At 68.7% G+C, this 26,238-nt stretch carries 18 protein-coding genes and 1 tRNA gene; 12 read left to right on the top strand and 7 right to left on the bottom strand.

The window, feature by feature from the left end; genetic code table 11:
• Positions 1-8 precede the first annotated feature (8 nt).
• From ACXJKQ_RS00175 to ACXJKQ_RS00145, 7 genes are all read left to right on the top strand, one after another.
• The gene (locus ACXJKQ_RS00175) at positions 9-1,289 is read left to right on the top strand and encodes a glycosyltransferase (protein ID WP_457103744.1); all 1,281 of its coding nucleotides are present in this window, start codon (positions 9-11) and stop codon (positions 1,287-1,289) included.
• Positions 1,277-3,223 carry a glycosyltransferase gene (locus ACXJKQ_RS00170; protein WP_457103743.1) on the top strand — a complete coding sequence of 649 codons (1,947 nt, stop codon included), beginning with the start codon at positions 1,277-1,279 and terminating at the stop codon, positions 3,221-3,223. Before ACXJKQ_RS00175 ends, ACXJKQ_RS00170 begins: the two co-directional genes overlap by 13 nt.
• Positions 3,220-5,061: an ABC transporter ATP-binding protein gene (locus ACXJKQ_RS00165; protein ID WP_457103742.1), complete on the top strand. Its 1,842-nt coding sequence runs from the start codon at positions 3,220-3,222 to the stop codon at positions 5,059-5,061. The genes ACXJKQ_RS00170 and ACXJKQ_RS00165 overlap by 4 nt, the downstream gene beginning before the upstream one ends.
• The gene (locus tag ACXJKQ_RS00160) at positions 5,061-5,927 is read left to right on the top strand and encodes a hypothetical protein (RefSeq protein WP_457103741.1); all 867 of its coding nucleotides are present in this window, start codon (positions 5,061-5,063) and stop codon (positions 5,925-5,927) included. The genes ACXJKQ_RS00165 and ACXJKQ_RS00160 overlap by 1 nt, the downstream gene beginning before the upstream one ends.
• Before the next feature lie 146 nt (positions 5,928-6,073).
• The gene (locus ACXJKQ_RS00155; RefSeq protein ID WP_457104054.1) at positions 6,074-8,017 is read left to right on the top strand and encodes an ABC transporter substrate-binding protein; all 1,944 of its coding nucleotides are present in this window, start codon (positions 6,074-6,076) and stop codon (positions 8,015-8,017) included.
• Positions 8,014-9,030: an ABC transporter permease gene (locus ACXJKQ_RS00150; RefSeq protein ID WP_457103740.1), complete on the top strand. Its 1,017-nt coding sequence runs from the start codon at positions 8,014-8,016 to the stop codon at positions 9,028-9,030. The genes ACXJKQ_RS00155 and ACXJKQ_RS00150 overlap by 4 nt, the downstream gene beginning before the upstream one ends.
• Before the next feature lie 11 nt (positions 9,031-9,041).
• Positions 9,042-10,190 carry an ABC transporter permease gene (locus tag ACXJKQ_RS00145; RefSeq protein ID WP_457103739.1) on the top strand — a complete coding sequence of 383 codons (1,149 nt, stop codon included), beginning with the start codon at positions 9,042-9,044 and terminating at the stop codon, positions 10,188-10,190.
• A 21-nt stretch (positions 10,191-10,211) separates the two neighbouring features.
• On the opposite strand, the gene ACXJKQ_RS00140 is transcribed toward ACXJKQ_RS00145, so the two are convergent.
• Positions 10,212-12,428, bottom strand: coding sequence for a sensor histidine kinase (locus ACXJKQ_RS00140; RefSeq protein ID WP_457103738.1), 2,217 nt, complete (start codon positions 12,426-12,428; stop codon positions 10,212-10,214).
• A gap of 55 nt (positions 12,429-12,483) precedes the next feature.
• Positions 12,484-12,825 carry a SelT/SelW/SelH family protein gene (locus tag ACXJKQ_RS00135; RefSeq protein ID WP_457103737.1) on the bottom strand — a complete coding sequence of 114 codons (342 nt, stop codon included), beginning with the start codon at positions 12,823-12,825 and terminating at the stop codon, positions 12,484-12,486.
• A 218-nt stretch (positions 12,826-13,043) separates the two neighbouring features.
• Between ACXJKQ_RS00135 and ACXJKQ_RS00130 the strand changes: the two genes are divergently transcribed.
• Positions 13,044-13,118: transfer RNA gene (locus ACXJKQ_RS00130), tRNA-Val, on the top strand.
• 156 nt (positions 13,119-13,274) lie between these two features.
• Positions 13,275-14,807, top strand: a complete 1,533-nt coding sequence (locus ACXJKQ_RS00125) for an acyl-CoA carboxylase subunit beta (protein ID WP_457103736.1) — start codon at positions 13,275-13,277, stop codon at positions 14,805-14,807.
• Positions 14,808-15,156: 349 nt separating this feature from the next.
• Here ACXJKQ_RS00125 and ACXJKQ_RS00120 read toward each other — a convergent pair whose 3' ends face one another.
• Entirely contained in the window at positions 15,157-16,029 is an 873-nt protein-coding gene (locus ACXJKQ_RS00120) for a LysR substrate-binding domain-containing protein (protein WP_457103735.1), read from the bottom strand.
• A 349-nt stretch (positions 16,030-16,378) separates the two neighbouring features.
• Here ACXJKQ_RS00120 and ACXJKQ_RS00115 point away from each other — a divergent pair, with 349 nt between their 5' ends.
• The 3 genes from ACXJKQ_RS00115 (at position 16,379) to ACXJKQ_RS00105 (ending at position 19,688) form a co-directional block, all read left to right on the top strand.
• On the top strand, positions 16,379-16,657 hold the full coding sequence (locus ACXJKQ_RS00115) for a hypothetical protein (protein WP_457103734.1): 279 nt from the start codon (positions 16,379-16,381) through the stop codon (positions 16,655-16,657).
• A gap of 324 nt (positions 16,658-16,981) precedes the next feature.
• Positions 16,982-18,682 (top strand): ABC transporter transmembrane domain-containing protein, encoded by a 1,701-nt coding sequence (locus ACXJKQ_RS00110; protein ID WP_457103733.1) that lies wholly within the window; start codon positions 16,982-16,984, stop codon positions 18,680-18,682.
• Positions 18,666-19,688 (top strand): efflux RND transporter periplasmic adaptor subunit, encoded by a 1,023-nt coding sequence (locus ACXJKQ_RS00105; RefSeq protein WP_457103732.1) that lies wholly within the window; start codon positions 18,666-18,668, stop codon positions 19,686-19,688. Before ACXJKQ_RS00110 ends, ACXJKQ_RS00105 begins: the two co-directional genes overlap by 17 nt.
• A gap of 362 nt (positions 19,689-20,050) precedes the next feature.
• Here the strand turns inward: ACXJKQ_RS00105 and ACXJKQ_RS00100 are convergent, their stop codons facing one another.
• The 4 genes from ACXJKQ_RS00100 to ACXJKQ_RS00085 form a co-directional block, all read right to left on the bottom strand.
• The gene (locus tag ACXJKQ_RS00100) at positions 20,051-21,988 is read right to left on the bottom strand and encodes a DUF3604 domain-containing protein (protein ID WP_457103731.1); all 1,938 of its coding nucleotides are present in this window, start codon (positions 21,986-21,988) and stop codon (positions 20,051-20,053) included.
• 63 nt (positions 21,989-22,051) lie between these two features.
• A complete protein-coding gene (locus tag ACXJKQ_RS00095) occupies positions 22,052-23,035 on the bottom strand; it encodes a HupE/UreJ family protein (RefSeq protein ID WP_457103730.1) in 984 nt (327 codons plus the stop codon).
• Complete coding sequence (locus ACXJKQ_RS00090) at positions 23,032-23,898, bottom strand: peptidylprolyl isomerase (RefSeq protein WP_457103729.1); 867 nt, start codon at positions 23,896-23,898, stop codon at positions 23,032-23,034. The genes ACXJKQ_RS00095 and ACXJKQ_RS00090 overlap by 4 nt, the downstream gene beginning before the upstream one ends.
• Before the next feature lie 639 nt (positions 23,899-24,537).
• Entirely contained in the window at positions 24,538-26,166 is a 1,629-nt protein-coding gene (locus ACXJKQ_RS00085; protein ID WP_457103728.1) for an AraC family transcriptional regulator, read from the bottom strand.
• Between the last annotated feature and the right edge of the window lie 72 nt (positions 26,167-26,238).

Here is a 26,238-nt window from a genome sequence, read left to right as displayed (position 1 = left end):
GGTCGGTCGTGAGCGCCAACCGGGTCGCCGTGGTGCTGAAGGGCTATCCGCGGCTCTCCGAGACTTTCATCGCGCAGGAGCTGCTGGCCCTGGAGCGGTGCGGCGTTCCGCTGGAAATCTGGTCGCTGCGCCGCCCGACCGACCGGGCGCGCCACCCGATACACGGGCAGATCCGGGCCGAGGCCGCCTATCTGCCGGAATACCTTCACGTGGCGCCCCTTCGGGTCCTACGCGGCCTCTTCGCGGCCCTGCGCCGGCCGCGCCTGCCTGCGCTCCTCGCTCTGTTCGCCCGGGATCTGCGGCGCGATCCCACCCTCTCGCGGCTGCGACGCCTCGGGCAGGCCCTGGTCCTGGCCCGGGAACTGCCCCGCGACATCACTCACATCCATGTGCATTTCCTGCATACGCCGGCGAGCGTCGCCCGCTACGCGGCGCTCCTGACCGGTCGTCGCTGGAGCTTCTCGGCCCATGCCAAGGACATCTGGACTACGCCCGATTGGGAGCTGACCGAGAAGTTGCGGGACGCGACGTGGGGGGTGACATGTACCCGCGACGGGCTGGCCCGCCTGCATGCCCTCGCGCCGGGCCGCGCCCTCCTCGCCTATCACGGCCTCGACCTCGCCCGGTTTCCCGCTCCCCCGCCCCGGCGCGAACCCCGCGACGGCTCGGATCCGGCCCGCCCCCTCCGGCTCCTCTGCGTCGGCCGGCTCGTGGCCAAGAAGGGCCATGACGACCTGATCGCCGCCCTGGCCGCCCTGCCCGCGGACCTGCACTGGCGGCTCGAGCTGATCGGCGGCGGCGAGCTGCGCGCCGCCCTGGAGGCGCAGATCGCCGCCCGCGGCCTGACGGAGCGGATCGCCTTCCGCGGTGCCCTCGCACAGCCGGCGGTGATCGACGCCATGCGGGCGGCCGACCTCTTCGTCCTGCCCACGAAGCCCGCCTTGGGCGGCGACCGCGACGGCCTGCCGAACGTGCTGATGGAAGCGGCGAGCCAGACGCTCCCGATCCTCGCCACCGCCTTCGCGGGCACGCCGGAATTCATCACCGATTGCGTGCACGGCATCCTCGTCCCCGCGGGTGAGCCGGCGGCGCTGGCCACGGCCCTGACCGGGCTGGCCGGCGACCCGGCCCGTCGGCAGCGGCTCGCTGAAGCTGCCCGGGCTCGGCTCGTACAGGATTTCTCCGCGGAGGCCGCGGTCGCGCTGATCGCAGGCCGGCTGCGCGCGTCCGCGGGCTTGGCGCCGGTCGCGACCGCACACGAAACGGAGCTGTCGACGTGCGGGTCCTGATCGCCGTCACGCATCTCCTCGGCGCCGGGCATCTGACCCGCGCCGCGGCCCTTGCCCGGGCCTTCGCGGCCGCGCAGCACGAGACGCTGCTGGTCTCCGGCGGCGTGCCGGCCCCGATGGTGCGCCATGACGGGCTGCGCGTCGTGCAGCTTCCGCCGCTTCGCGTCGCCGGCACGGACTTCGCGACCTTGCTGGAGGCGGACGGTCGACCAGCGGATCCGGCGCTGCTGGCGCGCCGCCGCGCCATCCTGGTCGAGGCTTTCGCGACCTTCGCGCCCGACGTGGTGGTGACGGAGCTGTTCCCGTTCGGCCGGCGAGCCCTGGCTGCCGAGTTCCTGGCGCTGGTGGAGGCCGCCCACGCCGCGCGACCGCGACCGATCGTCCTCGCCTCCGTGCGCGACATCCTCGTCGCCTCGACCAAGCCCGAGCGCATCGCCCAGGCGCATGACCGAGTCGCGAAGCTCTACGACGCGGTGCTGGTGCACGGTGACCCGGCCCTCGTGCCCCTGGATGCGTCCTGGCCCCTCGACGCCGCCGCAGCCGCCAAGATCCGCTATACCGGCTACGTGGATGAAGGGACCGAATTCGTCTCGCGCTCCCCGCGGTCCGGCGTGCTGGTCGCCGCCGGATCCGGCCCGGCGGGGCTGACGCTGCTCCGCGAAGCCGCGTCGGCCGCCCGCCAGCGACCGGACCTCGGCTGGCGGATCCTCGCCGGCCACGGCGTCCCGGAAGCCGCACTGGCCGCGATCGGCCACGGTCTGGCGGAGGGCGTCCTCGGCCGTGCCCGACCGGAGTATCGAACCCTCCTTGCCGGCGCCGCGCTGTCGGTCAGCCAGTGCGGCTACAACACCGCGACCGACCTGCTCGCCACCGGAACGCCTGCGGTGCTGGTGCCCTTCGAGGCCGGCGGCGAGACCGAACAGCGTCTGCGGGCGGAGCACCTCGCCGCCCGGGGCCTCGCCCGGGTGCTGCCGGAATCCGCGCTCACCGCGGACACGCTCCTGAAGGCCGTGACCGCGCAGGCGGCGGCGTCGTTGCCGGGTCCCCACGGCGTCGATCTCGACGGGGCACGGCGCACGGTGGCGATCGTCGCGGAGCTGCACGCCGGGAAGCGGGCGCGGCTGAGCCCGGCGCCGGGACCGGGCTTCGACGACCTCACCCGAGCCCTGGACGCGGTCGCGGCGCGCGGCCTGCGCGTCCCGCTGTTCTGGCGCGACGACGATGTCGTTGCGGCCAGCCCGGATCTCGATCGCCTGATCGCCCTGACTGGGACGCACGGGATACCGCTGCTCCTCGCCGCGATCCCGGCCGGCATCGAGCCCTCGCTGTCCCGGCGGCTTGAAACGGCGAAGGGTGTCAGCGTCGCCGTCCACGGGCTGGCCCACCGGAATTACGCCCCGCCGGGCCAGAAGCCGGCGGAGTTCGGCGCRCACCGGCCCCTCGAGACGCGCCTCGCCGAAGCCGCCGCGGGCCTGCGGATCGCCGGGGAGCGCCTGCCGGAAGCCTCCCTGCTCCCGGTCTTCGTGCCGCCCTGGAACCGTCTCGCGCCCGATCTCGCGGAGGCCCTCCCCGGTCTCGGCTATCGCGGCCTCTCGGCCGTGCCCGGCCCGGCAACACCGGGATTGCGCCGGCTCGACGCGACGCTCGATCCGATCGACTGGCGTGGCACACGCTCCCTGCGCGATCCGGAGACCATGCTGGGTGCCCTCGCAGCCGACCTTCTCCGGACACCCTGGCGGCCCCTCGGGCTGCTCACCCATCACCGCATCCACGACGAGGCACTATGGGCATTCGTGGCGGCGCTCCTGGCGCATCTCTGCAACCATCCGGCAATACAGGTTCTGGATCTTCGCGAGCACTTCGCCGCCGCCGCGATGGACACGGCGCCGGCCAGATCTAGATCTCAGGCTTCACAGATCGCGAGGACGGGTTGATCCCGCTATTGTCCATCCGCGACCTCGCGGTCGCGTTCCGCACGGAATCCGGCCCGTTCGAGGCGCTGCACGGCCTGTCCCTCGATATCCTGCGCGGACGGACCCTGGCGCTCGTGGGCGAATCCGGCTCCGGCAAGTCGGTGACCGCGCAGGCGATCCTGCGCATCCTGCCCCCCGCCGCGCGCATCACCCGCGGCCAGATCCTGTTCCGGGACGGCGGGGAGGAAACCGACATCGTCCGGCTGCCGGCGGAAAGCGAGGCGATGCGGGAGATCCGCGGCCAGCGCATCGCCATGATCTTCCAGGAGCCGATGACCTGCCTGTCGCCCCTCCACACGGTGGGCGACCAAGTCGGCGAGGCCCTGCGCATCCACACCGGCGCCGACCGTAAGGAGGCGGACGCCCGCACCGAGGAGGCGCTCGCCCGGGTGGGATTCCCCGACCCGCACCGGGCGCTGCGGACCTACCCGTTCGAGCTGTCCGGGGGCCTGCGCCAGCGTGCGATGATCGCCATGGCGCTCATCCTCAAGCCCGCCCTGCTGGTCGCCGACGAGCCGACCACCGCGCTCGACGTCACGACGCAGGCCCAGATCCTCGCCCTCCTCGCCCGCCTCCAGGACGAGACCGGGATGGCGATCCTGCTGATCACCCACGATCTCGGCGTGGTGGCCAACATCGCCCACGACGTGGCGGTCCTGTATCGCGGCCGGCTCGTCGAGGCGGGGCCGCGCGAGACGGTCATGCGCGCGCCGGGCCACGCCTATCTCCGGGCGCTCCTCCATGCGGTTCCACGCTTCGACATGGCGCCCGGCGAGAGACTGACGCCGATCCGCCCGGCACGGGCCGAGATCCCCCCCGGTCAGGCCCCTGCGCCGCTGACCGGACCGCTGCTGCAGGTCGAAGGGGTCAGCAAGTCCTTCACCCTGCGGTCCGGGCGGATGTGGCAGAAGCCGCGGGTCGTTCACGCCGTCTCGGACGTCTCCCTGAGCCTCGCGGCGGGTGAGACGCTCGGTCTCGTCGGCGAATCCGGATCGGGCAAGACCACGGTCTCGAAGATGATCATGCGGGCGCTCCGACCCGATTCCGGGCGGATCCTGTTCGACGACGGGAGCGGCCCACGGGACGTCCACGCGCTGAGCGGCGATGCCCTGTTCGCCTTCCGGCGCACGGTCCAGTTCGTGTTCCAGGACCCCTACGCGTCCCTCGATCCCCGCATGACCGTCCGGCAGATCCTATCGGAACCGATGGAGATTCACGGCGTCCCCGCGGCCGACCGGCGTCAGCGCTGCCGCGACCTGATGGCCATGGTCGGCCTGGAGCCCAGCGGCCTCGGGCGCTACCCGCACGCCTTCTCGGGCGGCCAGCGGCAGCGCATCGGCATCGCCCGGGCGCTCGCCCCGAAGCCGCGGCTGCTGGTGCTCGACGAGCCGGTCTCGGCCCTCGACGTGTCGGTGCAGGCGCAGATCCTGAACCTGCTCAAAGACCTGCAGGCGGCCCTGGGACTCTCCTACCTCATCGTCTCCCACAATCTGGCAGTGATCGACTACATGGCGGATACGATCAGCGTGATGTGCCGCGGCCGGATCGTCGAGGAGGCACCCCGCGCCGCGCTGTTCCGCCGCCCGGTTCATCCCTACACGCGAGCGCTGCTCGCCGCCGTGCCCGACCCCAGCCTCGACCACCCGCTCGACTTCGCGGCCGTGGCCGGGGATCAGAACGATCCGGCGCGCTGGGAGGCGCCCTTCAGGCTGTCATCGGACGAGGCCGGCGCGATGCGCGCCGTGGAGGCCGGGCACCGCGTGCGGTTCGGTGGGGCGCAGACGGCGGAGGCCGCGTGATGCAGGCGCGTCCGCCCGTGATGCTGGAGCGCCTGCGCCGCAAGGTGCTGTCGCCGCTGTTCGACCGCCTCGGCTACGACCTCGTCCCGGCCGCTCCCGATTGGAGCCACCGGCCGACGTCGCCGCGGGAGGTGGCGACGCTCCTCGACTCTGCGGCTGCCATCCTGGAAAGGGATCTTGCGGCCGCCGGGCTCGTGCCGGACGGGGACGTCCGCGACCAGGTCCGGGCGTTCTGGACCCTCATCCCGACCGCCCCCGTCCGGCAGCGCCGGGGCGGAAGCGGCTTCAATGGTGCCCTCCAGCTCTACGTCGCGATGCGGGCGCTGAAGCCGGACTTCGTGATCGAATCCGGTGTGTTTCGCGGGCTCACCACCTGGGTGATCCGGCAGGCCCGACCGCAAGCCACGATCTTCTGCCACGACCCGGACCTGTCGGGCCTCCAATACCGCGACGCCCGCGCCCGCTACAGCACCGCCGACTGGTCGACGGCCGACTGGTCGATGCTCGATCCCGCCCGGACGGTGGCGTTCTTCGACGACCACATCGCCCAGGGGCGTCGGGTCGTGGAGGCGCAGGCCCGAGGCCTGACCCGGCTGCTCTTCGACGACGACGCGGCCGGGCACCGGATTCACGCCCATGGCGGGCCCGCACATCCGACCATCGCGATGATCACCGGCCCCGAGCAGAGTCCGGAGCCGATCCGCTGGACCCGGAACGGCCGCCACTTCGAGCAGCCCGCCGACGACGCTCTGGTGCGGCAGGCGGCCGGTCTGATCGTCCGGTCCCATGCCTTCGACGACCTGCATCGGGCGACCGGCTATTCGCCGGCACGGCTCACCTCGGTAACACTGCGGAGCGAATCGTGAGCGGGTCGGACGCCCGCGACGTCGTCCCGCCTGCCTCGTTGGCGGGCGGTAGCGAGAGGGCCGACGGTCCCGCCACGCTCCATCCTGCCGAGCCCGCACCGCCGGTTCTCGCCCGCGAGAGCGACACGACATGTCCGCAGCCCGACCTGTACGCGCACGCGACGTCGCGATTCGACAGCGCCGCGGGAGTCTCTCGCCGCGCTTTGGTGGCCGGTCTGGGAGCGGCCCTGGTCTGGTCGCGATCGCCACGGGAGGCCCGCGCCGACACGCCGCCCGCCGAGGTGCCGGCGCCACCGGCGTCCCCCTTCGTGGCGGATCTCGCCGCCCATGGCCGTCGCCTCGGCACGGCGGGCGGCACGATCCGGACCCTGATCGCCAAGGCGCGGGACGTGCGCTACCTCTCGGTCTACGGCTACACCCGGCTGGTCGGCTACGATTCCGACCTGAACCTCCGGCCCGACCTGCTGGAGCGGATCGACGTCGAGGGCGGTCGCTTCACCTTCACGCTGCGCCAGGGCCATCGGTGGTCCGATGGGCATCCGTTCACCACGGAGGACTTCCGCTACTACTGGGAGGACGTCGCCAATGAGAAGGCGCTGAGCCCTGACGGGCCGGCGGCCTTCTTCCGGGTGGAGGGCAAGCTGCCCCAGGTCGAGTTCCTGAACCCCGTCACCGTCCGCTACAGCTGGGACCGGCCGAACCCGATGTTCCTGCCGGCGCTCGCCGCGCCGCGGGACCCGCTGATCTACCGGCCGTCGCACTACCTGAAGCCGTATCACGCCCGCTATGTCGGCAAGGACGCCGCCGACGCGAAGGCCAAGGCCCTCAAGCTGCGCAGCTGGGCGGCACTGCACAACCGTCTGGACGACAATTACGAACTCAACAATCCGGACTGCCCGACGCTGCAGGGTTGGGTGCCGCGGACTCGCTCGCCCGCGACGCGGTTCCGGTTCGAGCGAAACCGCAGCTACCACCGCGTCGACGCAGCGGGCACGCAGCTCCCCTATGTCGATGCCATCGTGATGGACGTCGCCTCGCAGGGCCTGCTCGTGGCCAAGACCAATGCCGGCGAGGCCGACCTGATGTTCCGCGGGCTCGCGATGCCCGACATCCCGAGTCTCAAGGAGGGTGAGGCGAGCCATCGCTACCGCACCAACCTGTGGCCGGTGGCGCGGGGGTCGGAATTCGCCCTCTACCCCAATCTGACCACGCTCGATCCCGTCTGGCGGCAGCTCAACCGCGACGTGCGCTACCGACACGCCCTGTCCCTCGCCATCGATCGCCGGACGCTGAACAACACGCTCCTGTTCGGGCTGGGCACCGAGGGCAATGACACGATCGTCGCCGAGAGCGCGCTTTACGAGCCGGAGATGCGCACCCTCAACGCGGGCTACGACCCCGGGCAGGCCGCGAAGCTCCTCGACGCGGTGGGCCTGACCGGCCGCGACGGGTCGGGAACCCGGCTCATGCCCGGGGGGCGGCCCCTGGAGATCGTGGTGGAGAGCGACGGCGAGGCCGAGATGGTGCTCGACGCGCTCCTCCTCATCACCGAGTTCTGGCGGGAGGTCGGCATCCGGCTGATCACCAAGCCGCAGGAGCGCACCAACCTGCATCGCCGCTGCCTAGCCGGCATGACCGTCATGGTCGCTGCCCAGGGGCTCGACCTCGCGGTCCCGACCGCGATCATGCCGCCGACCGAACTGAGCCCGGCGCAAGCCGAGCATTATTCCTGGCCGCTCTGGAGCCTGAACGTCGACAGCCGCGGCAAGAGCGGCGAGCCCTGCGACATCCCTGAGGTGCAGCAGCTCCTCGACCTCGACCGGCAATGGCGCGACACCGACGATGCCGGCCGGCAGGCCGCGATCTGGCGCGAGATGCTCATGAACCACGCCCGCAACACCTGGGTGATCGGCACGGTGGCAGGCGCCTTGCAGCCCGTCGTCGGCGCGGAGCGCCTGATCAACCTGCCGAAGCGCGCCCTCTATGCCTGGGAACCCACCGCGATGATCGGCGTGCAGCGCCTCGACGAGATGTTCTGGGACACGAGCGGCGACGGCAAGGGCGCCGACACGCGCGCGCAAGCCCGGTGATCGGCCAGATCCTCCGCCGCGTGGTGACCATGGCGCTGACGCTGCTGGTCATCTCGGCCCTCGTCTTCGTCATCATCAAGCTGCCCCCGGGCGACTATCTGACGAACCGGATCATGGAGCTGCGCGCCACCGGCGACGCCAGTTCGGTCGCCAAGGCCGAATTGCTGATCCAGCAGTACGGGCTCGACCGGCCGGTCTGGCAGCAATACCTGATGTGGATCGGCGTCATGCCTGGGTCGGTGGGTTTCTCGGGCCTGCTCCAGGGCGATTGGGGCTGGTCGTTCGAGTACGACAAGCCGGTGGCCGACGTCGTGGGCGACGCCCTGTGGTTGACGCTGCTGATCAACCTGACGGCCGTGGTGTTCGTCCACCTCGTGGCCATCCCGGCGGCGATCTACTCGGCGACGCACCGGAACACGCTCGGCGACGCCGTCGTGACTCTGCTGGGCTATGTCGGCCTCGCGGTGCCGGGCTTCCTGCTCGCGCTGATCCTGCTGTTCTACGCCAATCGCTGGTTCGGGCTGTCGATCGGCGGCCTCTACGATTCCGCCCTGACCAACAAGCCCTGGACCTGGGAGAAGGTCCGTTCCCTGCTGGCGCACCTGATCGTGCCGACCCTGGTGATCGGGCTCGGCGGCACGGCCGCCATGATCCGCCGCATGCGTGCCAACCTGCTGGACGAGTTGGCCAAGCCCTACACGGTCACCGCCCGCGCCAAGGGCCTCCCGCCCCTGCAGGCGCTGCTGAAATATCCGTTCCGGATGTCGCTAAACCCGTTCGTGGCGGATATCGGCAACCTGCTGCCGCATCTCGTCTCGGGCTCGGTGCTGGTCTCGCTCGTCCTGAGTCTGCCCACCGTCGGGCCGCTGCTCCTCGACGCCCTGCGCAGCCAGGATCAGTTCATGGCCGGCTTCATCCTGATGTTCGTCGCCGCCCTGACGCTCGTCGGCATGCTGATCTCCGATCTGATCCTGGTCTGGCTCGACCCGCGCATCCGCATGGGCCTGCGATGAGCGGCCCAGCCATGGACGATGCGCTTCCGGCCGCCAGTCATTTCGTCGATCCGGCGCCGTTCGAGCCGGACGCCCGAGTCGAAAGCCCGGTCGCCTCGGCGTCCGCGTGGCGGCTGATCCTGCGCAAGTTCCTGCGCCACCGCCTCGCCGTCGCCTCGGCCCTGATCCTGATCGCGCTCTACGCCACGGTGCCGTTCGTCGAACTGCTGGCCCCCTATGGTCAGGCGCGGCGCAACGGCGATTTCCTCTACGCGCCGCCCCAGGGCGTCCACCTGTTCCATGACGGCCGGTTCGTCGGACCGTTCGTCTATCCGTACCGGGCGCATCTCGACCTCGACACGTTCCGTCGGGACTACAAGGTCGACACGGCCGCCCAGCAGCCCCTGCGGTTCCTGTGCCGCGGCGACGGCTACGCCTGGCTGGGGCTCCTCCGGACCGACCTGCACCTCGTCTGCCCGCCGGAGAACGGCACGCTGTTCTTGCTCGGTACCGACAAGCTCGGGCGCGATGTGTTCTCCCGCATGGTCTACGGGGCGCGGATCTCGCTGACCATCGGCCTCGTCGGCGTGGCGATCTCCTTCACCCTCGGGCTCTTCTTCGGCGGGATCGCGGGCTATTTCGGCGGCCTCGTCGATGCCGGGGTTCAGCGCCTGATCGAGGTGGTGCGCTCCCTGCCGGAACTGCCGCTCTGGCTCGCCCTGTCGGCGGCCCTCCCTCCCAACTGGAGCCCGCTGCTGATCTTCTTCGGCATCACGGTGATCCTCGGCCTGCTCGACTGGCCCGGCCTCGCCCGGGCGGTCCGCGGCAAGCTGCTGGCGCTGCGGGAGGAGGATTTCGTCCAGGCCGCCGAACTGATGGGTGCCTCGCCGGCTCGGGTCATCGGCCGGCACCTGATCCCGAACTTCATGAGCCACCTGATCGCCTCGGCGACCCTGTCGATCCCGACCATGATCCTCGGCGAAACCGCCCTCTCCTTCCTCGGCCTGGGCCTGCGGCCGCCGGTGACGAGCTGGGGCGTGCTGCTCAATGAGGCCCAGAACCTCGCGGCGGTGCAGCTCTACCCATGGCTGCTCCTGCCGGTCCTGCCGGTGCTGGTGACGGTGCTGGCCTTCAACTTCATGGGCGACGGGCTGCGCGACGCGGCCGATCCGTATCACTGACCGGGCGGCGGACGGCGCCGCCTACCCCGCGAGCGGCAACGGTGCGATTCGTGTCGGCGCCGCTGCGCCCTTCCGTTCCAGCAGGCCCGGGGGCGGCACCGGCGCGTCGATGGTGCAGACGACGCCGGTCGGCTCGTAATTCAGGATCACCTCGCCGGCGAGTTCCCGCGCAAGGCTGCGCTCGATCAGACGCGAGCCGAATCCCGTCCGGGTCGGCTTCTTGACCGGCGGCCCGCCGCGCTCGGTCCAGCGGAGGGCGAGCCTCGTCTCCGCTTCGCGTCGCACCGTCCAGGAGATCTCGACCACGCCGCCTTCGGCGGAAAGCGCGCCGTACTTGACCGCGTTGGTGCCGAGTTCGTGCAGGGCCATGGCGATCGAGAGGGCAAGCCGCGGCGGCAGCCGTAGGGCGGGGCCGACCACACGGAAGCGCGAGGCGCGGCCGTCGCCCGATTCCAGCGGCCGGATCGCGTCGGCCACGACGGCGGAGAGTTCCGCGCCCTCCCAGCTTTCGCGGGTCAGCACGTCGTGGACGCGGGCGAGGGCCAGGAGGCGCGCCTCGAAGGCGGCGCGCGCGGCGTCGGCCTCCGCGCCCTCCAGGCCGCGCAGCGACTGGGCGGCGATCGACTGAACGGTGGCCAGGGTGTTCTTCACCCGGTGGTTGAGTTCGTGGATCAGGAGCAGCAGATGCTCCTCGGCGTTCTTGGTGTCGGTAATGTCGATGTTGCAGCCGGTATAGCCGAGGAAGTTCTGGTCATCGTCGAGGCGCGGCACGCCCTCGCACTGGAGCCAGCGCACCGTCCCGTCCCTGTCGATCACCCGGGCCTCGGTCCGGAATGGGATGCGCGCGTCGAACGCCTCCGAGAAAGCGTCGCGAAAGCTGTCGAGATCGTCGGGATGGACGATCCGGTGCCAGCCGTCGTCGGCGAACTGGGCGGCGGGCAGCCCGAACAGGTGCTCGAAATGGAGGTTCGCGAAGCTGACCGCCCCTGTCTCGTCGGTCATCCAGATCAGGGCCGGCGCCGAGTCGGCCATGTGGCGGAAGCGCGCCTCGCTCTCGCTAAGGGCGGTCAGACCGCGCCGCGTATCCGCGAGGGCACGGTCGCGTTCCTCCTCCCGGGTACGCAGCCGCAGCGAGGCGTCTGACAGGACCGCGCCGAGCCGCTGAATTTCGTGCACCGGAGAGGACACGCGCGGGATCGCCTCGCCCCGGGCCAGGGCCGGCCCGGAGGCGGCCAGCAACCGGAGCGGGCGGGAGACCCGCGACCAGAGATTGACCGCCAGGAGCGACGAGGTGGCGAGTACCAAGAGGCCGAACCCGGCGAAGGCCCAGATCCAGCGTCGGACCCGCGCGTCGACCAGGGCCTGGGGAATGCTCGTGGCCACCATCCAGCCCGTGAGCCGCGAGCGCGCCTCGATCACCACCACAGGCTTGTGCTGCCGATCCTGCCCTTCCCACACGCCGGGCGTCCCCGACTGAACCTGCCGGAGGCTGGCGAGGCGCGTTTTGCCGACCACCGACTCGGGGTCGGGCAAACGGGCCAGGACGATACCGGCCCGGTCGCTGATTCCCGTGGTCCAGCCCGGGACGACTTCGCGGGACAGGATGCCCTGGAGGCGGGACAGGGGCACGGTGAAGCTCAGGATGTAGCCGACCTCGCCGTCGACCATGACCGGGACGCCGACCGCGTAGGTCGCCTCGCCCGGCATCGGACCCGGCACGAAGCCGCTCACCATCGCGCGCTGCGCCCCCCGCGCGAGGTCCTGGTCGAAGGGGAGCGTGACGATCGGCATCGGCGCACCGCGGGGGACGCCGGTGTTCACGACTTCCTGACCGTTAGGCCGGCGGAGCAGCACGTCCAGATCGATCGATTCCCGCACGAGGCGCGCCTGGGCGTCGAAGGCGGCGAAATCGCCCTGCCGGATCCGCGGCGAGGTCGCCAGGGTCTGCAGCACCGAGACCAAGCCGGCGGTGTCGCGGTCGAGGGAGAGGCCGATGCCGCGCACGTTCTCGCGGGCATCCTGTTCGAAGCGTGCCCGCTCCGCGGAGGCGTAGCGCATCAGCAGGATGCTGGTGAACAGCAGTCCGGGTCCGATCAGCGCGATCACGAGCGCGACCAGATAGACCTGCGTCGAGAAGCCGTTGCGCCCGAAGCGATGAAGCCGCCGCGACAGCCAGGACCGGCGCGCGGGAATCACCGCCGGGACGCCTGCGCCCTCGGCTTGATGGTCCGGACTCAAGCGGTGCCCGTCCCCGGCCCACGGTGCCCCGCGGGCTCCCTGCCGTTCCCTCGCTTCATGGCCGGTCGATATGGCCGAGATCGCGCGCCGGGTCGAGGTGGTCGCGTACGCGCTGCTTGAGGGCCTTCACGTCCGGGAAGCCACCGTCGCGCACCCGTTCCCACAGCAGCGCCCCGCCCATCTCGATCCGGAAGATGCCCCCCGCCGCCGGGACCAGGGCCACCTCGCCCAGATCGTCGCGGAAGGTCGAAAGAAGCTCCTGCGCCATCCAGGCCGCGCGCAGCAGCCAGTTGCACTGGGTGCAATAGGTGATCGCGACACGCGGGCGCCCTGACCCCGCTGCGCCCCCTGCCGTCACGTCGCTGCCTGGCTTCGCGCCCGCTGGCCCCTCGTGCATGCCCGCACAGCGCACCGGGGCGCCGGCCTTGTCAACCGTGCGGCACCGGGATCGCCGCGAAAGGCGAATCGCGATGCTGACCGCATCTGCCGAGCCGGAACCTCACGAACCGCGCTTGACGTCCCGTGTCGGGGCGCCCTAGAAGGCCGGCCACCGGGTCGCAACGCTTCCGAGCGCGGGCGACCGCTTGGCGCCCTGCCCGGGCGGCAGGCCGGTTCGGACGGTTAGCACAGCGGTAGTGCGTTCCCTTCACACGGGAAAGGTCGCAGGTTCGATCCCTGCACCGTCCACCATCATCTCCCTCCCCCCAAGGTCTGACCGCGCTTTCCTCCGCGTCGGTTTGCCACCCGAAACGCCCGTGCTAAGGGCGCTCGATCGGTGAACGCATAAGCTTGGACCCGGCCCGATCCGGGTCGCAGGTCACGGGCACGGGAAGGGCGGGAACAGCCATGAAGGATATCCTCGACAAGCTCGCGGAGCGCCGGGCGCAGGCGCGGCTGGGCGGCGGCGAGAAGCGCGTCGAGGCGCAGCACAAGCGCGGCAAGCTCACGGCGCGCGAGCGGATCGAACTCCTCCTTGACCACGGGTCGTTCGAGGAATTCGACATGTTCGTGCAGCACCGGTCCACCGATTTCGGGATGGAGAAGCAGAAGATCCCCGGCGACGGCGTCGTCACCGGCTGGGGCACGATCAACGGCCGCACGGTCTTCCTCTTCTCGAAGGACTTCACGGTGTTCGGCGGCTCCCTGTCGGAGGCGCATGCGCAGAAGATCGTGAAGGTCCAGGACATGGCGCTGAAGATGCGCGCGCCGATCATCGGCATCTTCGATGCCGGCGGCGCGCGCATCCAGGAGGGCGTCGCCGCCCTCGGCGGTTACGGCGAAGTCTTCCGCCGGAACGTGATGGCGTCGGGCGTCATCCCGCAGATCTCGGTGATCATGGGGCCGTGCGCCGGCGGCGACGTCTACTCGCCGGCGATGACCGACTTCATCTTCATGRTCCGCGACACGAGCTACATGTTCGTCACCGGCCCCGACGTGGTGAAGACCGTCACCAACGAGGTCGTGACCGCCGAGGAGCTCGGCGGCGCGAAGGTCCACACCAGCAAGTCGTCCATCGCCGATGGCTCGTTCGAGAACGACGTGGAGGCGATCCTGCAGATCCGCCGCCTGCTCGACTTCCTGCCGGCCAACAACATCGACGGCGTGCCGGAACTCACGAGTTTCGACGATGTCGACCGCCTCGACGCGTCCCTCGACACGCTCATTCCCGACAATCCGAACAAGCCCTACGACATGGGCGAGGTGATCCGCCGCGTCGTCGACGAGGGCGATTTCTTCGAGATTCAGGCGGCCTACGCCCGCAACATCATCACCGGCTTCGGCCGGATCGAGGGGCGGACCGTCGGGTTCGTGGCGAACCAGCCCCTCGTKCTGGCGGGCGTGCTCGATTCGGATGCCTCGCGGAAAGCCGCGCGGTTCGTACGCTACTGCGACGCCTTCGGAATCCCGATTGTCACCTTCGTCGACGTACCGGGCTTCCTTCCGGGCACGGCCCAGGAATACGGTGGCCTCATCAAGCACGGGGCGAAGCTCCTGTTCGCCTATTCTCAGGCGACCGTGCCGCTGGTGACGATCATCACCCGCAAGGCCTTCGGCGGCGCCTACGACGTCATGGCCTCGAAGCATGTCGGCGCCGATGTGAACTACGCCTGGCCGACCGCGCAGATCGCCGTGATGGGTGCCAAGGGCGCCGTGGAGATCATCTTCCGCAGCGAACTGGGCGACCCCGAGAAAATCGCGGCCCGGACCGGGGAGTACGAGGACCGCTTCCTGTCTCCGTTCGTCGCGGCCGAGCGCGGCTACATCGACGAAGTCATCATGCCGCACTCGACCCGGCGCCGGATCGCCCGGGCGCTCGGGATGCTGCGCACCAAGAAGATGGAGCAGCCCTGGAAGAAGCACGACAACATCCCGCTCTGAGGCGGGATTGTCGTCGGGTGGTCAGCCTGGGAAGCGGAGTTCGGAACCCGTGAGCCGGTGGCAGCAGGAATACCGTGGCTGGCACATCTGGCAGGACCAATCGGCTTACTACGCCCGCGAGCCGGCTTGCCGCCATCCAGCCTGCACCCTCACCGCGTTTAGTCTTCGCCGTCTATGTGCTGGCGTGGATGCGGTCGAGCGCTCATATATCGGAAATCCTGCTCCGATCTGGTATTTGTTTGCGCGAACTTTCCCCGATTTCAATCCTGTTGACCTCCACACCGTAGATGATGCAGATCTTGGAATGATTTGCCGCCTTCGAGGAATGTCGCTGGACTGAATGCATAAATCAAATCGGCGCAGACATTTGGGCTTTCTCCAGGGCGGTGACGATCGTTGAAGTCAGCAATTCGGCAGCCGGAGAGACATGGCCAGGAGCTCGGTAGAGGACGATCTCGGTGTCTGGCAACTTCGGAAGCTGAAGCCGGGCTGATACCAAGATCATGTCCGCAGGTATCATCTCCGTCGGCAGCACGGTCACCCCGAGCCCGGCCTGCACGGCGGCCTGCAATCCAGCTAGGCTCGGGCTGGTGTACACGATGCGCCAATCGCGTCCGGCTGCATCGAGAGCCGACAGCGCGCGCTTGCGATAGACGTCCGGCGCCGGCGCGAGGACGAGGGGGAGCGGGTCATCGGCTTCCACGACCAGACGGGGCGACGCGACCCAGTCGAGCACCTCCCGCCAGACCCTGGTGCCGCCGCTCGGTCCCTGCGGCTCCCGCTTGAACAGGATCAGGTCGTACCGACCCTTCGAGAAATCATCGAGGAGGTTCACCGTGAAGTCGCAAGTCACGTCGAGCGCGACCTTCGGGTGGGAGCGGGCGAAACACGCCAGAACCTCCGACAGGTGCGTGGTCGCGAAATCCTCGGGTGTGCCCAGCCGGACGAGGCCCGACAGTTCCGGCGTGACGATCCGTGAGAGGACCTCGGCACCGAGCTTGAGGATCTGCCGCGCGTAGGTGAGCAGCACCTCGCCCTCGGGCGTCAGCTTGAGTTCCCGGTCGTCACGGTCGAACAGGCGGCTGGTGAGGCCGTCCTCCAAGCGCTTGATCTGCAGCGACACGGTCGATTGCGTCAGACCCAGTCTGCTGGCCGCACGGGTGAAGCTCCCGTTGTCGACGATGGCGACGAAGGTCCGCAGGAGATCCAGGTCGAAAGGCAATGGCGGTCCGGGCATAGAATGGAGGTCAGGTCGCCCGGGCCGGATCTCAAGCTCACGGATCGAGCATTTTCCGGGCCGATGCGGATCGTAGTGGCGACATGTGACGGAAAGCACCTCGCCTACAGAGCAGTCATGTAAGTCGGGATTAAAAAAATGACTCCCTCATCCGCGCATCGAGGTCCATTTGTTATTTCAATGATCTCCATTGAAGTTTGGAAATTGTAGAGCAAACCTCGTCGCTCCAAATCAGCGTCGTGGATGAGGCGAGCGAAAGCCGCGGATGTCGGTCCGCCCCGGCCTCGATCCACGGACAGGTCCACGCGACCACGAACCTGATCGGAGACAAGCGATGAAGGCGTCGAAGAAGTTATCCCTCGTGACCGTCGCGGCCGCGCTCAGCGTCGCGCCGCTCTCCGCCGCGTTCGCCGATGTGCGGGTGGGTCCAGGGTCGAGGCCCCTGCCGCAGACGACCTGGGACGGCCTCGCGACCGGCTCGGCCTTCCAGGCCGAGATCCTGACCCCGACCGTCGGCGGCTGCCGCCGGAGCTCGGCCCAGGAAGGCAACGCCGATCAGCAGCACTTCCCGGTGCAGCAGTACGGCCAAGTGTCGGGCGGCTACCGCTGCTGAAGCGGGTGGGCTGCCCCGGCCCGGCATCCATCCGCCTCTCCGGCAATCGCCGGCATCAAGGCGGTCCGCCATGTCACCCCTAATGGCGGATCGCACCTGAAATCCTCGTGCCGACGGGGCTTCTCGCCGGTTTCCGCGGCATGCCTTGCAGAGGTTGCCTGCCGCTTCGAGCCTCGATGAGCCGGGCAACCCCGGCCGGCAGAGCACTCCCGCGCCATTCGCACCTCCCCGGTGTTCCCATGTCTGCGAGGTCATGCCCCGAACCGTGTCGGAGTCGTGACCCTCCTCGCTCGCCCTCGTTCCGTTCTTGAAGGTCCGCCCCCAATGGATGCGACGAAGCACACGCCGCTGACGCTCACGGAAGCCTGCAGGCTCATCGCCCGCTTCCTCAAGCCCGAGGCCGGCTTCGTCCGGACGGCGGTCGTCTACGGGATAGCCGTGGCGCTCCTGGGCCTCGCAGTGCCGGTGTCGGTGCAGCTCCTGATCAACTCGGTCGCCAATACGGCGCTGCCCGCGCCCCTGTTCGTCCTGTCCGGGCTGTTGCTCGGCCTGCTGCTCGCCGCAGCCCTGCTCAGCGCCGCGCGTATCTACATCCTGGCGCTGTTCGAGCGGCGCGTGTTCGCTAAAACCGTGGCGGACATCAGCCTGCGCGCCCTCCATGCCAGGGCCCCCCATTTCGAAGAGGCCCACCGCGGCGACCTGTTCAACCGCTTCTTCGACCTCATGACGGTCCAGAAGGCGGTCCCGCATCTCCTGGTCGGCGGCTTCGCGATCCTCCTGCAATCCGGGATCGGCCTCGTCCTGACGAGTTTTTACCACCCGTTCTTCCTCGCCTTTAATCTGGTGGTGGCCGCCGTGCTCATCGGCATCGCGCTCCTCTGGGCGGGGCCGGCGGTCCGGTCCGGCGCGGCGCTGAGCCATGCCAAGCACGAGACCGCGCGCTGGCTCGAGAGCCTCGGCGGCTCGAACGGCTTCTACCGGCATGGTGCACGGCTCACGACCGCGCTGGCCCGGTCGGAAGCGATGACCTCCGCCTACGTGCGGGCGCACCATCGCCACTTCCGCCACACCTTCGCGCAGGCCGTCGGATTCCTCCTGGTCTACGCGCTCGCGAGCGCCGGCCTCCTGGCGATGGGCGGGTGGCTGATCCTGCAAGGGCAGCTGTCGCTCGGGCAACTCGTGGCGGCGGAGCTCGTCCTGTCGAGCGCTTTCTACGGGATCTCGCAACTGGGCCACCACGCGAGGACCTTCTACGACCTCGTCGCCGCGCTCCACGAACTGTCGCTGTTCGAGGAGATCGAGCAGGCGGACGGCGACGGATGGAACGGCCCGGGTCCCGCCAACGGGAACCTGCGCCTGCGCGAAGTCGAGCACCACGGCCACCGCTTCGATTTCGCGGTCGAGAGCGGCGAGATCCTCGCCGTGGCCGCCGACGACGGTGTCGAGCGGGCACTTGCGGACCTCATCGAGCGGAGGGTTCGGCCCGTGCGCGGGTGGGTGATGATCGGGGGAGCCGACATCGCGGCCTTCGGTCCGGAGGGTCTGCGGTCTGAGATCCTCGTCATGGAACGGCCGACGCTCGCCGAGACGACCATCCGCGAGTACCTGTCGGGCGGCGACGTGTCGTGCCCCGCCCGGATGCACGAGTCCCTTGAGCGTGTCGGACTGGCTGAGCGCATCCGGCGCCTGCCCTCCGGTCTCGGCACTCCCTTGTCAGCGTCCGGCTCGCCACTCTCGACTGGAGAGGTCGTCGCCCTGAAGCTGGCCGCCGCGCTCCTGCGGCCGCCGAAGCTCGTCGTCCTGCCGACGCTCCTCGACTTGTTGCCACCGGACCGCGTCGGGGCTGCGCTCGCGGGCTTCCGTGAGGTGGGCACGACGGTGCTGCACGTCACCTGCCGTCCCCCGCTGCCGGTCCACGACGACCAGATCCGGCTGGGCGCCCACGGCTATGGGCGCGCCGCCGGACGTGAGGAACCGCTCGATAAGGCAGTGCCGAGGGAGAAGCCCCATGCTGTCGCGGCCTGAACACCTCCATCGCTTCCCCACGCTGACCGCGATCCGGCCTCCACGCGCGGCGGTCGCCCTCGGCTGGATCATCGGGATCGGGACCGTCCTCGCGATCCTGGTCCTACTCTACGTGCCCTGGGTGCAGACCTCGGCCGGGACCGGGCGCGTCATCGCGCCCAACCCCGCCGACCGGGTGCAGATCGTCACGGCGCTGGTCCAGGGCCGGGTGGAGCAGTGGTACGTCGAGGATGGCCAGCGGGTCCGCGCTGGGGATCCCATCGCTCGCCTCGTCGACAACGACCCGTTCCTGCTCAAGCGGCTGGCCGCCGAGCGGGAGCAGGTCGAGGCCGAGATCGCGGCGGCCAATCAAGGCGTGAAGGTGGCGGAAAGTCAGGTCAGCCAGACGCGCGAGGCCGCAGAGAAGGGTTTCGTGACCCGGCGCAACTTCGAGGCCGCGCAGATCCGCGTGGCGGAGCAGCGCGCGAAACTGGCCGAGGCCAAGGCCAAGCTCAGCCGCCTCGAAGTGACCGTGAACCGCCAATCGGCACAACTCGTGCGCACCCCGAGGGACGGCCGCATCCTGCACGTTAACGCCGCCGCCGCCGGCACGCTGGTCAACGCGGGGGACACCCTGGCCACCCTCGCGCCGCACGCGCCGGAACGCGTCATCGAGTTGATGGTCGACGGGCGGGACGTCGCCCTGATCAGGCCCGGCCAGACGGTGCGTCTGGCCTTCGAGGGCTGGCCCGCGATCCAGTTCAGCGGCTGGCCCTCGGTGGCCCACGGCATGTTCGACGGGCGGGTGCGAACCGTCGACCCTTCCGCCCAGCCGACCGGCCTGTTCCGCGTGCTGGTCGAGCAGGACCCCGACCAAGCCAGATGGCCGGACGTCGACTTCATCCCGCTGGGCGCCAAGGCGCGGGGCTGGATCCGAATGGAGACGGTGTCGGTGGGCTACGAACTCTGGCGCGTGCTCAACAACTTCCCGCTGGAGTTTCCGCGGACGCCTCGAAACCCGGCCTGAATGACTGAAACTGGTGTGGCGAGCAGAGGGGCGATGCCTTGTTTACATCGCGTGTCCGCTTTTTAAGTTCGGCGTCCGAAAGTAGACGGTCGCAAAACCACCCATCTGAGACGCTCGTGGAGGCGGCCTGCGGCGACTGATGCTGGCCGTTTGCGGTCTGTCCGCTTTGAGGCTCGGGTGGCGGACAAGCAGACGTTCCACGCGTCACGGGTGGTGGGCTCAAAGTGCCCCATTCCAGACCTTCGACGTCGGCCAGCGATATCCCATCTTATCGGACAGGACTGGAGCGATCAGGGATCAGAGCCGGACACTGGTGCGTCCAGTCCTTTTCCGCAGTATGCCCGGACCACTATGCCGTCCTATCATTGCGGCGTGTACCAGATCGGCGAGGTGTACGCCCGCTCCGTGATGGTCATGGGCGTGCCCGGCAAGGGCTGCGTTCCGAACCGCTTCGCATCGTAGGCCGTCCAGCGTGGCGTCGGAATCTCGATCACTCGGCCGTAGTAGAAGGCCGGCTGGCCGGGGTCGAAGTCTGGGTCAGTCCACACCGTCGCCAGCTCCGGCGCGCCGATCGTGTTCGTCCAGGTGGCGTTCGCCTCGTCGACTGTGTTGCCGACCGGCGGCAGCTTGCCGTCCGCGCCGGGCTTGCGCCTTACGGGGTCGGCCCAGGCGACGTCGTAGACCTTCTCCTGCGGGGTGCCGTCCTTCGCCAGCCAGCCCTTCACGATCTGGTAGCGGTCGAGGTTGGCGCCGAGCGGATCCTTCAGCACGGCCACCAGGAAGGTGGGCGCCTTGCCCGGCGGTGCAGACCGCAGCTCGCCGCCCATCGGAACGCCCTTGGTGTAGCCGGTATAGGCGGGAAGCCGGTTCTCGGCATCCTGCGGGACGAAGTCCCAGCCGCCGAAGAACCGCACGATCATCCGTGGACCCGTCGTGCCGTAGGTCTCCCGGCGCTGCATCGCGTCCCACAGCGACGCACGGCTGTTGTCCTTCGCCCACACGGCGGCATAGCCCGAGGCGGAGACCTGCCAGTCCATCACCTTGATGTGGGTCTGCGGGTTTTCGAAGAAGGTGGCGCGCATGCGCTCCGGACTGGGCTCCTGCGGCGTGGTCTTGCCGAAGAAGTTGTCCTCCTCCATCGCGGCGAGGCCCGTATGCGCGTCGCTGCTGCCGACGAGGCCGAACGTGTAGGGATTGGCGCCCAGCGTCTGCCCGAGCTTGAGTCCGTTCTTCAAGGCCGAGCGGGCGTACTCAAACTCCAGCATCTCCTTGGTCTTGGAGACGCTGCCGTCGAGGTTGCCGAAGTCCCAGCGCTCGAAGTTGGCGAACTCGTCGTTGGGCGACAGGAATGGATGCGTCTCGCTGTCGCCCTTGGTCTGCGAGGCCTCGTAGAGCCGCTCCCATTTGGCGCGCGTCTCGGCATACTCGCGGTCGAGCTTCTTGCCGAAGGCCTCGACGGTGGGAAACATCAGGCCGTTCGAGAGATTGCCGTTGTGCGAGATCGCCAGCACGCTGCCGCCGGTCTTGTCTTGGTAGGCCTGCATCCATTTCCACAGCTCCGTCGGGTTGTCGCTGCCCAGCGGCGCGAGGGTCGTGAATGGCTCGATCTGGCTCGCCTTGTCGCCGTTGTCGCGGAAGATGACGTTGCGGTGCAGGTTGTTGCCACCTGTGTTCGAGGTCCATTCGTAGCCGATGAAGGCGGTGAAGCGGCCGGGCTCGTTGTACTGCTCGGCGGCCGCAATCGTCTCCTGCCAAGCGCCGCGATAGGATCGCGTGCCGGGCAAGTACATGAGACCCTTCGGAAAGGTGCCATGTGAGAAGGCCAGGATGATCTCAAGGGCCGCGTCCGCGCCCTTGCCGGACTGGATCATGTCGTACCAGCGCCGGCCCGTCGGGTCGGCCAGCACCTCGGGCTTGCCGGCGAACAGGTCGGGGAAGAAGCCCATGTTGTCGGAGTGGTCGGCGACGACGAGGAAGTCTAGCGGACGGGAGAGCTTCGCCGGTTGGCCGGACGAGGCCGTCACCTGCTCGCCGCGGGCGAAGCGGTAGGCGTCCTTCGGCCCGAGCCGCGCCCCGAAGGCGCCCGCGTCGAAGGAGAACGAGGTGTGCAGATGGGTGTCGCCGAAGAACGGTCGCGTGGGGAATTCGCGGTTGGCGTAAGGGGAATACGGCGGCTTCGGCAGCACTTTGTCGATCTGCTCCCGCGACGGGGAGCCCACGTCCTGGGCCCTGGCCGGCGCGATCACGCCAAGCGTTATCAGGATCGTCAGGACCGACCGTTTGCACGTCACCCTCACCATGTCTTCCTCCCTTCGCTCAACCTCCGTGACCTGACCTCCTGTCCGCGGGCCGCGGCACTAGGCTCAGAACGTAACCACACGCTGGATCACCCAGAACATCGCCACGGTGCCAATGACGTAGGGCGGCACCGTCTCCGCCCAGGCGGGCCACGCCACCCGGAGGCGCTTTGCCACCGCTACGAGGGCCAGCACGCCCGCGATGAACAGCAACTGGCCGGCCTCGACACCGAGATTGAAGAACAGCAGCGCCACCGGGATTTGGCCCTCCGGCAGGCCAATTTGGCTCAGCGCCCCGGCGAAGCCGAACCCGTGCAAGAGACCGAAGGCGAAGGCGACGATCCACGGCATGCGCGCCGCCAGACCAACCTGTCCCCGGCGCGCGTGCAGGATCTCGGCCGCCACAAACACGATGCTGAGCGCGATCACCGCCTCGACGGGCCTGGGCGGCACGTGGACGATGCCGAGCGTCGCCAGCCCGAGCGTGATGCTGTGCGCCACCGTGAACGCCGTCACGGTCTTCACCAGCCGCCACGTTCCCGTCGTGAGCATCAGCAGGGCCAGCACGAACAGCAGATGGTCGATCCCTGTGAGGATATGCTCGACCCCGAGGCCGAGGTACGTGCCCGCCACGCTCCAGGCGCTCGGCCGGGCCGGGATCAGGGCGTCCGGCTGCCGCGGCGTGAGCCGCTCGACCCACGTGCTGCCGTCGGCGAAGGAGACGCGGACGAGCACGTCCGTGAGCGTGCTCTCCAGGCCCTTGATGCGCAGCGTCTGGCCGCGCAGGCGGTCTGCCCGCAGGCGCCAGGTCTGAACGGCGGCCTCGCCCGTCCGACGGGCCGTGACCGGGGCCAGGACCTCGATTGGGCCGGAGAAGCCGGGGTCCAGGGCCAGGCGCATCTCGCCCGCCATCGGGGTTTTCCACAGCACACTGAACTCGCCGGGCCGGTCCTCGCTCAAGTCGAGATAGGCGGGCCGGACCTCGTGCGCATAGCCAGAGAACGGCAACAGGAACGCAGTCAGCGCGGCAAGGATCGCAAGCCATCTCACGGGCGGACCTCCACCTGCTCGGCGAGAGGCCCCAGGAGCGGACGCACGGCCGGGTCGACGGTGACCCGGTACTTCTGCATCAGTCCCTGAAGAAGCTGGGTCTGGGCTGCCTCCTGCCGCTCGCGGCGCCACTCCTCCGTGAGCCGCTCGCGGATCTCGGCCAAGGGGCGGGCTTTGGGGGGTGACACCGCCGTGACCTTCACTAAGTGTAGCCCGTAGCTGGACTCGACCGGCCCCGACCAGCGCCCGACTGGAAGGCCGAGGACGGTCCGCGCGAACGAGGGGCCGAAAAGGTTGCCGAGCGCCTGCTCGTCCTGGTCCGCGAAGCTGTCGCCGAGCAAGAGGCCGTCGCCCTGCTCCTCTGGCACTGCGGAACCGTCCAACAGGGCTGCGAGTGGGGCGCGGGCGCGGTCGTCGCCGTGCTCACGGCGGAAGAAGACTTGTGTGAACGACACCCGCAGCAGGGTGCGGACGACATCCGGACGGGTCTCATACATCGCACGCAGCTCGGCCTCAGTGGGCTCGGCCACCTGGATGGTATCGTCGAGGAGGAAGGCCATCTTCTGCATCAGCCGGCGACGGATGACCGTGTCGCCGACATCGAGCTCCAGCGCCTTCGCCTCGCGGGCGAGTACCTCTTCCCGCAGGTGGTCCGCGATGAGGCGCGTGAGCTCCTCGCCCGTGGGTGGGCGCCGCCACTGGCGTGTCCACATCTTCTTCAGCCACTCGGCGTCGGCTTCGGTGATCCTGACGGCCGGAGCCATCGGAGCCTTGTCCTCGCCTGGGCTGACAGCGGCGTGGGCAGCGAACAGCAGTCCGCCGAGGACGAGAAAGTGTAGCAGGGGCTCCTTCAGCAGCCTCATGCAGCAGCCTCGTGGTCACGTCTTGGTCACCATGAGTCTTGGCGCGAAATGAGGGTCTTTGCTTGACCGTTTCGGCCACCCGCTTGGCCATAATAGATAGCAGTGATGCGCCGCGTTCTGTCCGAGCCGCTCTCGCCGGCCTAAGCGCCCTCGGCACCCGCGATGCCGTTCTCGTCAGTCAGGGTCGCTGGCTCGCGACATGGCACTTCCTTAGGTCTGGAGCTGGCGCGACCCAGACCTACAAGCTGAGCTGTCGCAGCGTCTGCTTCGGAGATGTCGCCCCAACCAACTGAATGACCAGGTTGGGCGCCAAGCCAAACGTCCGGTTCTGCGCGCGATAGCGAACCGGTGTGACGGAGTCTGGCCGTAAGTGGAACGGCCGCTTCGGAGACGGTCGGCCGGAAAAGCAGACGGCCTCCTAACGACCCAAGTCGGCCCTACTGACGGCCGTTGGCGTTTCCCGAAAGCCGCCATTCGTCGGCCACTCGGTAACTTCGGCTTGGAGTGGTGAGCCGTCATTGAGTTGCCGCCCGAGAGCAGACATTCAGCCTTGCCAATTGCCGACGCACAGAAAGCTTGGCCGAGCCCGCCGAAGCGGGCGTCGAACTTCACGGTGCGGTCAACCAGAGCTTTCGCGATTCATCGTGAGCAGCGCTGGTAGCCGACCCCGATCGTATCCTGGTCATTGTAGTAGCGCTTGAGAGCCCCGGCCGCAGGCGCCATGAGAACCCTGACCTCGTTACCAGCCACGGCATTCATGCAGTCAAGGAGGAGAAGCTGGCGATCCCCGACTGGCCGGACCGACTTGATTTGGCACGATGCCATCGGGGTTCTCAGACGCCTGCCAGAAATCATGAAGGCGGGCGCGAAGATATCGACCGGTTTCTTGAACGCCGTCGCCTTTCCGTCGGAGGCATAGACATCCGCGCAGCCGCGTCCATCCAACACCCAGGTACCCTGATATTCCGACAAGCCGGCCTGAACCGCCCATGCGTCCGGCGTTCCGGCCAAGATGGCAAGGCCTAGCCCGAGCGCAACGGCCGCAATGACACGCTCGGTTCTCATCGAGGCCCCTTTTGTTGCCAAATCAGCCGCTTTGACCGTCACACACGGCTTGCTCGCCCGGGATGATGAGCGTGGGTTCTCCGGTCTGTTTTGGGCATTCGGGAGCCTAGCTGCGTCCGATGGCTGATTCTCGCGCCGCCACGCGCTTGGCGTCATGGCCGCCCAGCGTCGGAAGGCATGTGTGAAGCCGGCGGGTTCGGAGAAATTCAGGACCGTTGAAATCTGCGTCACGCTCATGCTGGTGTCAGCCAAGAGTTGCCGTGCCACTTGGAACTGTGCCTCGTCGGCGAGTTTCGTGAACGTCGTTCCCTGGGCTTTCAGGCGGCGACTCAAGGTGCGTCGCGTGACCAGCCGCATGCGCGCCATACGCTCTGCATGGCAGCGCTGCCGGGTTACCTGGGTCCGAAGGTATTGGCGAAGCTCATCGGTGAAACTGGATGACTGCTTAAACTCAAGCTGGCTAACGTGGTCTTCTGCGCTCTGGCGGACAGTGAGGTCTGCACCGGCAATACGCTGCTCAAGAAGCTCGGCCGAAAACACTAAGGCAGCAGCCTCTTGATCAAACCGGACGGGCGCTTTGAAGAACTGGTCATAGACGGTTGTGTCGCGCGGCTGATAGCGCGGAAGCAGAACCTCCTCCGGAGCCCACTTAGACCCACACAGCGCCCGAAGCACGTTGGTCATCGTGGCGAGCGCTCTCTCTGAATGGATGGCAGCGCTCCCGGCTTCTGGACCATAGGGGGCGTAGCTCAGGACAGTGATGTCGCTGTCGATGCCAAGCCCGACCACCGCGCCCCAGTTCTGCGTACCACAGTGCGCTTCGAGAGCCCGCAAGGCGTCGCCGACGGTGTCCGAGTGGCGCATCAGCAAGCCCAACCATCCCAGCGAAGCCAGGGTGGCGCGCTGGCCGACGAGCAGCCCGAGATGAGGACAGTTCGTCCGCTCGGCTCCGAGGGCGATCAGGCGGCCGAGGGTGACATAGGGGACGAGCTTGCCGCTATCGAAGAGGCTGGGATCAAGCCCTAATTCGGCGAGGAGGTCGTGGGGATCGGCACCAAGTTCGACAAGGGCAGTGTAAATCGCCTGCCCAACCCCAGGACGGCTCAAGGCAACAGCGAACGGCTTCCCGTTGGCGCTGGGATCTTGGTCTCCCGCTGTCCAGCCTGATTGTCCGGGCGAGCCTGCCGACACAGAAGACGACATGGGCCTTCCTGTTCGAACGCCGAACTGGCGTAAGCGGCACAGTATACTGAGGTCAAGCCGGATGACTTGATC

This window comes from Methylobacterium sp. P5_C11 (assembly GCF_054049775.1).
Note: the sequence above shows the minus strand (reverse complement) of the source record. Positions and strands in the feature narration are given on the sequence as shown.

Excerpts from the sequence above, each read along its gene's own strand:
- ACXJKQ_RS00090 (WP_457103729.1), bottom strand. The coding sequence starts at position 23,898 with ATGAGGCTGCTGAAGGAGCCCCTGCTACACTTTCTCGTCCTCGGCGGA.
- ACXJKQ_RS00105 (WP_457103732.1), top strand. The coding sequence starts at position 18,666 with ATGCTGTCGCGGCCTGAACACCTCCATCGCTTCCCCACGCTGACCGCG.
- ACXJKQ_RS00145 (WP_457103739.1), top strand. The coding sequence starts at position 9,042 with ATGGACGATGCGCTTCCGGCCGCCAGTCATTTCGTCGATCCGGCGCCG.
- ACXJKQ_RS00135 (WP_457103737.1), bottom strand. The coding sequence starts at position 12,825 with ATGCACGAGGGGCCAGCGGGCGCGAAGCCAGGCAGCGACGTGACGGCA.
- ACXJKQ_RS00160 (WP_457103741.1), top strand. The coding sequence starts at position 5,061 with ATGCAGGCGCGTCCGCCCGTGATGCTGGAGCGCCTGCGCCGCAAGGTG.
- ACXJKQ_RS00085 (WP_457103728.1), bottom strand. The coding sequence starts at position 26,166 with ATGTCGTCTTCTGTGTCGGCAGGCTCGCCCGGACAATCAGGCTGGACA.
- ACXJKQ_RS00115 (WP_457103734.1), top strand. The coding sequence starts at position 16,379 with ATGAAGGCGTCGAAGAAGTTATCCCTCGTGACCGTCGCGGCCGCGCTC.
- ACXJKQ_RS00110 (WP_457103733.1), top strand. The coding sequence starts at position 16,982 with ATGGATGCGACGAAGCACACGCCGCTGACGCTCACGGAAGCCTGCAGG.
- ACXJKQ_RS00100 (WP_457103731.1), bottom strand. The coding sequence starts at position 21,988 with ATGGTGAGGGTGACGTGCAAACGGTCGGTCCTGACGATCCTGATAACG.